Below are 7,509 nucleotides of genomic sequence, written 5' to 3'. Positions count from 1 at the left end.
CTCCCCGCCCCCTCCCTTCGGAGGGGGCGATGTCGCGGCCCCCACTGTTAATCCCGAGTGCGCAGCTCTTACCTGCTCACCCAGGAGTTCCCGATGATCCGTCCCCCGCAGGTGGCCCTGAGCAAGAACCGGTGGCGCGCCCGAGCCGGTCTGCTGTGCGCCGCCGTGTCGCTGTTCGTCTCATCCCGTGCCGCGGCCCAGGCGCCCGCGTTCATCGAGTTCGAGAGCGCGCACGTGCGTCCGTTGGCCCTCTCTCCGGACGGCACGAAGCTGTTCGCCGTCAACACGCCGGACAACCGCCTGGAGGTCTTCAACGTCACCAGCGGAGGCCTGTCGCTCGTGGCGGAGGTGCCGGTGGGCCTGGAGCCCGTCTCCGTCGCCGTGCGCAGCAACACCGAGGTCTGGGTGGTCAACCACCTGTCCGACAGCATCAGCGTGGTGAGCGTGAGCGGCACACCGCACGTGGTGCGCACGCTGCTGGTGGGCGACGAGCCTCGCGACGTCGTGTTCGCCGGCGCCAACGGTTACGCGTTCATCTCCACCGCGCACCGCGGCCAGCACCGCACGGATCCGTCCATTGCCTCCGTGCCGGGCGCGGGCGACCCGCAGCTGACCACGCCGGGCGTGGGCCGCGCGGACCTCTGGGTCTTCAACCCCGCGGCCCTGGGGACGACGCTGGGCGGCACGCCCGTGCGCATCCTGACGCTCTTCGGCGACACGCCGCGCGCGCTCGCCGTCAGCCCGGACAAGAAGACGGTGTACGCGGCCATCGCGCAGTCCGGCAACCGGACGACGACCATCAACATGGACAGCGTGTGCAACGGCTTCGGCGAGGCGGGCGTGTGCCTGGTCCAGCCGGACACGTTCCCCTGGGGCAACAACCTCTTCCTGGGCGGCCTGCCCGGGCCGTCCACCAACGCCGCGGGCGCGAAGGCGCCGGAGACGGGCCTCATCGTCAAGTGGAACAGCGCCACCAGCCGCTGGGAGGACACGCTCGGCCGCAACTGGAACAACGGCGTGCGCTTCAACCTGCCGGACAAGGACGTGTTCGCCATCGACGCGGACGGCCTGCAGCAGAAGGCGTTCTACACGGGCGTGGGTACGACCGTCTTCAACCTGGCCACCAACCCGAAGACGGGCGCGGTGTACGCGACCAACAGCGACGCCAACAACCTCACCCGCTTCGAGGGCCCCGGCGTCTTCGGCGGCAGCACGGTGCAGGGCAACATCGCGAAGATGCGCATCACCGTCATCAAGGGGACGACGGTGTCGCCGCGCCACCTGAACAAGCACCTGGACTACTCGAAGCTGGCCGGCGCCCCCGGCTTCGACCCCACGGCCCGCGACCACAGCCTCTCCACCCCCACGGAGATGGCCATCTCGGGTGACGGCGCGAAGCTGTACGTGGCCGCGTTCAGCTCCAGCAAGGTCGGCGTCTTCGACACCGCGGCGCTGGAGGCGGACACCTTCAACCCGCGGACGGCGAGCGCCAACTACATCCCGGTGAGCGGCGGCGGCCCCAGCGGCCTGGTGCTGGACGAGGCGCGCAACCGCCTCTACGTGATGACCCGCTTCGACAACGCGGTGAAGGTCATCGACCTGGCCACGAAGAGCCAGGTGGCCTCGGCCGCGCTCTACAACCCGGAGCCTCCTTCCGTCGTGCAGGGGCGCCCGTTCCTCTACGACGCGACCTTCTCCTCGGCCAACGGCGAGGCGTCCTGCGCCAGCTGCCACGTCTTCGGCGACAAGGACGAGCTCGCGTGGGACCTGGGCAACCCGGATGACGCCGTCACCACCAACGCCATCGACAAGCGTCTGGCGAGCAGCCTGGAGATTGGCGCGTTCCGTCTGCTCACCGGCCACCCGAGCTCGGACGTCAACGGCACCGGCAACCAGAACTCCTTCCACCCGATGAAGGGGCCCATGACGACGCAGACCCTGCGCGGCATGTCCACCTCGGGCGCCATGCACTGGCGCGGGGACCGGTCCACGGGCTTCTTCGGCGCGGGGGCGTACGACGAGGCCCTGTCGGTCAAGAACTTCATCGTCGCCTTCCCCGGGCTGCTCGGCCGCGCGGACATGCCCACCGAAGCGGAGATGAACAAGTTCACGAACTTCCAGCTCCAGGTGCAGCTGCCGCCCAACCCCATCCGCAACCTGGACAACTCGCTCACCTCAACGCAGGCGGCCGGCCGCGACTTCTTCTTCGGCAGCCGCCGCGTGGACGGTCTGGCCATTGGCACCAACACCGGCTTCAACTGCAATGGCTGTCACGCCATCGACGCGTCGCAGGGCTTCTTCGGCACCGACGGCCGCTCGAGCTTCGAGGGCATCAGCCAGATCATGAAGATTCCCCACGTGCGCAACATGTACACGAAGGTCGGCATGTTCGGCTTCCCGGACAGCAGCTTCTTCCAGCACTCGGAGACCGGGCCCACGGGCGACCAGGTGCGCGGCTTCGGCTTCACGCACGACGGCGCGGTGGACACGCTGTTCCGCTTCTTCAGCGCCATCGTCTTCGCCAACAACAGCGTCGGCGGCCCCCTGGTGGGCTTCCGGAGCGACACCGAGCGCCGGGGCGTGGAGGCCTACATGATGGCGGTGGACTCGGACCTGGCGCCCATCGTCGGTCAGCAGGTGACGCTCACGTCGACGAACGCCTCCGCGGTGGGGGCGCGCATCGACCTGTTGATGGCTCGGGCGAAGGCACCCTTCGTGTCGAAGATCCTCGGCGGCGCCACGTATGAGGCCGACCTGGTGGCGAAGGCCGCCATCGGCACCCGCGTGAAGGGCTTCCTGTTCGACCGCGCGGCCGGCACGTGGAAGCCCGACGACGGCACCGCCAACATCACCACCGCGGCCCTGCGCGCGCTGGCGAACACGCTGGGCCAGGAGGTGACCTTCACCGCGGTGCCCCCGGGCTCCGGCACGCGCATCGCGCTCGACCGGAACCTGGACGGCAGGCTCGACGGCCAGTAACCCGCTTCAGCGCGTGGCTCCCCTGCCCCGCCTCTCCGGTCCCCCGGGGAGGCGGGGCTTTCCACGTCACGGGACAGTTCCTCCCATCCACGTCAAACAATTGTCTTCAGGCCTGGAGGGTCGCGCTCCATCGTTCGACCATCAGGTCGATGAAGCGCCGCACCTTCGCCGGCAGGTGACGTCTGCTCGGGTAGAGCGCTGTGATGGGGACGGACTCCGTCTCGCATGAGGGCAGCAGCGCCTTGAGCCGCCCGCTCGCCAGGTCTTCGTCGGCCAGGAAGCCGGGAAGATAGGCGATGCCCAGTCCCGCGACGGCCGCGTCCCGGAGCGCCTCCCCACTGTCGAGCCGCAGGCGGCTTCGTCCCTCCACCTTCACAGGGGCTCCGCCCTTCTCACGCAGGCGCCAGTGCTGCCGTCGCGTCCGGCTGCTGAAGAGCAGACACTCATGCGCCGCGAGCTCCTCCAGCGTGCCGGGCTCGCCGTGCGCCTTGAGATAGGAGGGCGCGGCGCAGACGAACACCGGGTGCCGGGCCACGACCCGGGAGACCAGGCGCGTATCGGTGCTGGAGGCATTGATGCGCACGGCCAGGTCGTAGCCCTCCTCGATGATGTCCGAGACGCGGTCCGTGAAGCTCACCTCCGCCTGCAGCTCGGGCCAGGTGCGCAGGTAATCCCGCAGCAAGGGGAGGACCTGACGTCTGCCGAACGCGGCCGGCAGGGTGAGCCGGAGCACCCCTCGGGGCGTGCCCGCGCGCTGCCCGACGCTGGCCTCCGCGTCGTCCAGGGCCGCGAGGACCTGCAGGCAATGCTCGTGGAAGACACGGCCCTCGTCGGTGAGGCTCAGCTGCCGCGTCGTGCGATTGAGCAGGCGCACCCCCAGGCGGGACTCCAACCGGGCCAATGCCTTGCCCGCCGCCGAACGCGTCAGGCCGAGGGCCTGGCCGCCGCCCACGAAGCTGCCCGCGTCCACGACGGCCATGAAGGCGAAGATCTCATCCAGCTGGGCGCGTTTCATCGCTGGCGCTCCATTGTAGCGACCGCGTCGCCGGAGAGGGGAACGCCGTTCGTCAATGGGCCCGGTATACGAACCCGGCATCCACCCACTCGTTTGGAGCGCCTCCATGCCCGTGACCCTGCTCAACCCCAATGGACTCATGAAGCCCGACGTGTACCGGCAGGTGGCGATCGCCACCGGCACCCGGCAGGTCCACATCGCGGGACAGGTCGCGTACGACACGCAGGGGCGGCTCGTCGCGCGCGGGGACCTGGCGGGACAGGTGGCGCAGGCCTACCGCAACGTCGCCATCGCCCTCGCGGCGGCTGGGGCGACGTTCAGCGACGTCGTCCGGCTCACCTTCTACGTGGTCGACTGGAAGCATGAGTTGATGCCTGACTTCCTCGCCGGCATCGAGCAGGTCTCCAAGGAGCTGGGGATCGTGCCGGCGCCGGCATCGCTCATCGGGGTCTCCGTGCTCTTCGAGCCGGGTGTCCTCGTCGAGATCGAAGCCACCGCGGTCGTGGGCTGATCCGCTTCCGGTGACAAGCCATACGGCCAGTGCGCGCGGGTCGAAATCACCCCAAAGCCAGACACGCCCCGTGGGGGGGTGTGACCTGGGTACGCTTGACGTTTCGCGCGCCCCTGCGCTCTCGTCGTCACATGAACGTGACTCTCTCGTTGGTTGTGAGCGCAGCCGTCACCCTCGCCTCGGCTCCCGCCCTCGCCCAGGAGCGCGGGCTCGACCTGCCCGGCGGCAAGCCTCCCCCCACGGGCACGGGGATGCTCGTCGCGGGCAGCATCATGACCGGCATCGGGGCGGTCAACCTGGCGACCTCCCCCCTCTGCAAGACGAGCATGGTTCCCCGGGACACCCAGGACGTCTGCCTTGGGACCTCGCTGGTCATCGGCGGCGCCCTGGCGGCCGTGGGCGTTCCGCTCCTGCTCGTGGGCATCAGCCGCCACAACAACTATGTCGACTGGAAGCGGGACCACCGCGCCCTCTCCGCGCTGCTGGACGTCGGCGTCGCGCCCACCCGCGGCGGCGCCGCGCTCACGTGGAACGCCTCGTTCTGACCTCGCGTCCAGGCCGCATCCCTGGATGCGGCGGTCATCCGGAGAGCACTGGCAGGAGCAGGTCCCGGATGTGGTCGGCGAGGAAGCGGTAGCTCACTCCGAGGCGGCCGGCCTCCGTGCGCAGGTCCGCGCCCTGGAGCACCTTGAACGCGGACTGTCGCGTGGCATGGAAGAGCCGGTCGTCGTTCCCTCCCGGGTCCAGCGAGGGTCCCCACTGTGCCAGGGGAAGCCGCGCCCGCAGCCGCGCGCGCTCCAGGTAGCCCAGGTGCTCCGTCGGGCCGGGCTCGGGGGACTGCTCGGCCTCGTGGCTCCAGTCGATGGCGTGGACGAAGTCCGCGTAGGGCACCAGGCCACTGGAGGCCAGCGAGTCTCCCGCGAGCGCCGTGAGCGTCGCGTTGATGACCTCCGGCAGGTTGACCAGGTTGCTGTGGGAGTCCTCGCGCACCGGGGGCACGTAGGCGTGGTAGCAGGTGGTAGGCAGCCCCGGCAGGAGCGAGGACTGGAAGAGCACGGTGCCGTCCCCGTTGGAGAGCATGCCCTGCGCGGGCGGCGGCTCTGAGTGGAGGGTCCAGCCTCCCGGCCCCATGAGCGCCGCGTATTCCGTCTTCCCATTCAGGCCAACGATGACCACGGTGCGCGACGCGAAGCGCTGGGCCACGTCCTGCGCCTGCACGCGGGTGAACTGGTAGCCGCTGTATGAGAAGCGCAGCAGCGGGTCGCGCAAATCGAGGCGGTAGGGATTGGTCCAGGACCCGGCGCTGTAGAGGTCCTGTCCGGTGCGCACGGGGTACTTCAGCGTCGCGTCCAGCCCGGGCACGCGCGTGGGCCAGTACTCGCGGGGAGCCACGAGGAGGTTGAAGAGCCCCGGCATGCTCGCCGCGGACTGGCGCAGCGTGGCATTGCCGATGAGCCAGTCCGCGGGCGTGCCGGTGCCATCCTCGATGACCCGGAGGGGCTTGAGGGCGCCCCAGAAGGGTGGCGCGCAGAAGACGATGCGCTCGATGGCGTCGTCGAACTCACGCGTGGAGGCCAGCATCCGCAGCAGCACGCAGCCGCCCATGCTGTGGGTGACGAAGCGCAGCGGCTGCCCGTCCGTGCGCAGACTCCGCAGGAAGAGCGCCAGCCGCTGTGCCTCGATGCCAATGCCGTCGCGCCAGTCGAAGTTGAAGCGGCCCCACCCGATGCCCGAGAGGCAGTCGGCGTAGAAGTCGCCGAAGACAGGCAGGTTGACCGTGGAGCGCGCGTAGATGAACTGCCCGGGGCCGTCGACCCCGCCCTGGGGCGTGACATCCAGGAAGGCGAGGTTGTCCACCTCGTGCCAGATGCCCGTGTCGAGCCAGAGGGTGTCACGGCGTTGCCGGTCGTACAGCTCACTGCCCGTCACCCCATGCAGGAAGATGGCGCGATGGGGCGAGTTGCGGATGTCATTGAGCCATCCGGGCCAGACCTCGTTGGCGTAATAGTCTTGCTTGAGCAGCATGGGCCCCCTGCCGAAGCTAGGGAGCCCCCTCTGGCGGGCACCATCACCCTGGGGGGCGGGCTCCCTCATTGCGCTGGGATTCGAGCAGAGAGGAAGCAACCGTTCCGCAGCCGACGGCCCCTTCGGCTGCAGGGCCGATGGCCGCCCTGGCAGGTCAGCCCCACCCTTCATCCCGACATGCTTCCCGGCATGGAGGGCCGGGGGCGCTCATTCCGGCTCACGAGAGGCGGGCCGCGTGTTGGGGACAATGGCCGTGAGGTCCAAGCGGGCCAGCCGGGCAGCCCTCGCCCACGTCGCGATGGTGCTGCTGCTGGCAGCTGCCTTCCCCGCCCGGGCGCGTGAATTCCCCGCGGATGCGCCGCTCGCCGGGCGGGAGCCCGCACCTGGGGCCGAAGGGGATGCGGGCTGGGAAGCCGCTCTTGAGTGCCAGGAGGAGGAGCCTCCGCGCCGGCACATCTGGCTGGCGTTGGGCGAGGTGACGGCGGTGAACGCGGCGGTGTGGTCGGTGAACCGGTTCATCCGCAAGCGCGACTGGGCCAATGTGAGCCCGGAGGTCTGGGGGCGCAACCTGACGAGCGGCTTCGAGTGGGACGCGGACAAGTTCACCGCCAACCAGCTCGACCACCCGTACCACGGCGGCATCTACTACAACATCGGGCGCGACAATGGCTTGAGCTACTGGGAGGCCGCCCCCCTCACCTTCTTCGGCAGCCTCCAGTGGGAGGTGTTCGGCGAGAACAACCGCCCATCCACCAACGACATCATCAACACCAGCCTCGGAGGTCTCGCCGTCGGCGAGGTGCTGTACCGGCTGTCCTCGATGATTCTGGACAACGGTGCCACGGGCTGGGAGCGGGGTGGCCGCGAGGTGGCGGCGGGCCTGCTCAATCCGGGGCGTGGCTTCAGCCGGGTCGTCCGGGGCGAGGCGTGGCGGGTCGGGCCCACGCCGCGCGAGTGGACGCCGGCCCACTTCGCTGGC

The 7,509-nt window shown here is 69.7% G+C and carries 6 protein-coding genes; 4 read left to right on the top strand and 2 right to left on the bottom strand.

Features of this window, described 5'->3' with window-relative positions:
• Positions 1-93 precede the first annotated feature (93 nt).
• A complete protein-coding gene (locus tag D7W79_RS35285; protein ID WP_120529711.1) occupies positions 94-2,979 on the top strand; it encodes a YncE family protein in 2,886 nt (961 codons plus the stop codon).
• Between the two features lie 106 nt (positions 2,980-3,085).
• Here D7W79_RS35285 and D7W79_RS35280 read toward each other — a convergent pair whose 3' ends face one another.
• A complete protein-coding gene (locus D7W79_RS35280; RefSeq protein ID WP_120529709.1) occupies positions 3,086-3,994 on the bottom strand; it encodes a LysR family transcriptional regulator in 909 nt (302 codons plus the stop codon).
• A gap of 106 nt (positions 3,995-4,100) precedes the next feature.
• On the opposite strand from D7W79_RS35280, the gene D7W79_RS35275 reads away from it, so the two are divergent.
• Positions 4,101-4,505 carry a RidA family protein gene (locus D7W79_RS35275; protein WP_120529708.1) on the top strand — a complete coding sequence of 135 codons (405 nt, stop codon included), beginning with the start codon at positions 4,101-4,103 and terminating at the stop codon, positions 4,503-4,505.
• A gap of 131 nt (positions 4,506-4,636) precedes the next feature.
• The gene (locus D7W79_RS35270) at positions 4,637-5,050 is read left to right on the top strand and encodes a hypothetical protein (protein WP_147442209.1); all 414 of its coding nucleotides are present in this window, start codon (positions 4,637-4,639) and stop codon (positions 5,048-5,050) included.
• Positions 5,051-5,084: 34 nt separating this feature from the next.
• On the opposite strand, the gene D7W79_RS35265 is transcribed toward D7W79_RS35270, so the two are convergent.
• Positions 5,085-6,530 (bottom strand): lipase/acyltransferase domain-containing protein, encoded by a 1,446-nt coding sequence (locus D7W79_RS35265; protein WP_158617135.1) that lies wholly within the window; start codon positions 6,528-6,530, stop codon positions 5,085-5,087.
• 253 nt (positions 6,531-6,783) lie between these two features.
• On the opposite strand from D7W79_RS35265, the gene D7W79_RS35260 reads away from it, so the two are divergent.
• Positions 6,784-7,509, top strand: a 726-nt coding sequence (locus tag D7W79_RS35260; protein WP_158617134.1) for a DUF3943 domain-containing protein, incomplete at its 3' end; no start/stop codon positions are given.

This window comes from Corallococcus exercitus, from assembly GCF_003611585.1.
In the GTDB taxonomy this organism is placed as follows: domain Bacteria; phylum Myxococcota; class Myxococcia; order Myxococcales; family Myxococcaceae; genus Corallococcus; species Corallococcus exercitus.
The sequence above is the reverse complement of the archived record's forward strand: the minus strand, read 5'-3'. Positions and strand labels throughout refer to the sequence as shown.

What these genes read in the sequence shown, in the direction of transcription:
- D7W79_RS35285 (WP_120529711.1), top strand. Translation starts at nt 94, where the DNA reads ATGATCCGTCCCCCGCAGGTGGCCCTGAGCAAGAACCGGTGGCGCGCC.
- D7W79_RS35280 (WP_120529709.1), bottom strand. Translation starts at nt 3,994, where the DNA reads ATGAAACGCGCCCAGCTGGATGAGATCTTCGCCTTCATGGCCGTCGTG.
- D7W79_RS35275 (WP_120529708.1), top strand. Translation starts at nt 4,101, where the DNA reads ATGCCCGTGACCCTGCTCAACCCCAATGGACTCATGAAGCCCGACGTG.
- D7W79_RS35270 (WP_147442209.1), top strand. Translation starts at nt 4,637, where the DNA reads ATGAACGTGACTCTCTCGTTGGTTGTGAGCGCAGCCGTCACCCTCGCC.
- D7W79_RS35265 (WP_158617135.1), bottom strand. Translation starts at nt 6,530, where the DNA reads ATGCTGCTCAAGCAAGACTATTACGCCAACGAGGTCTGGCCCGGATGG.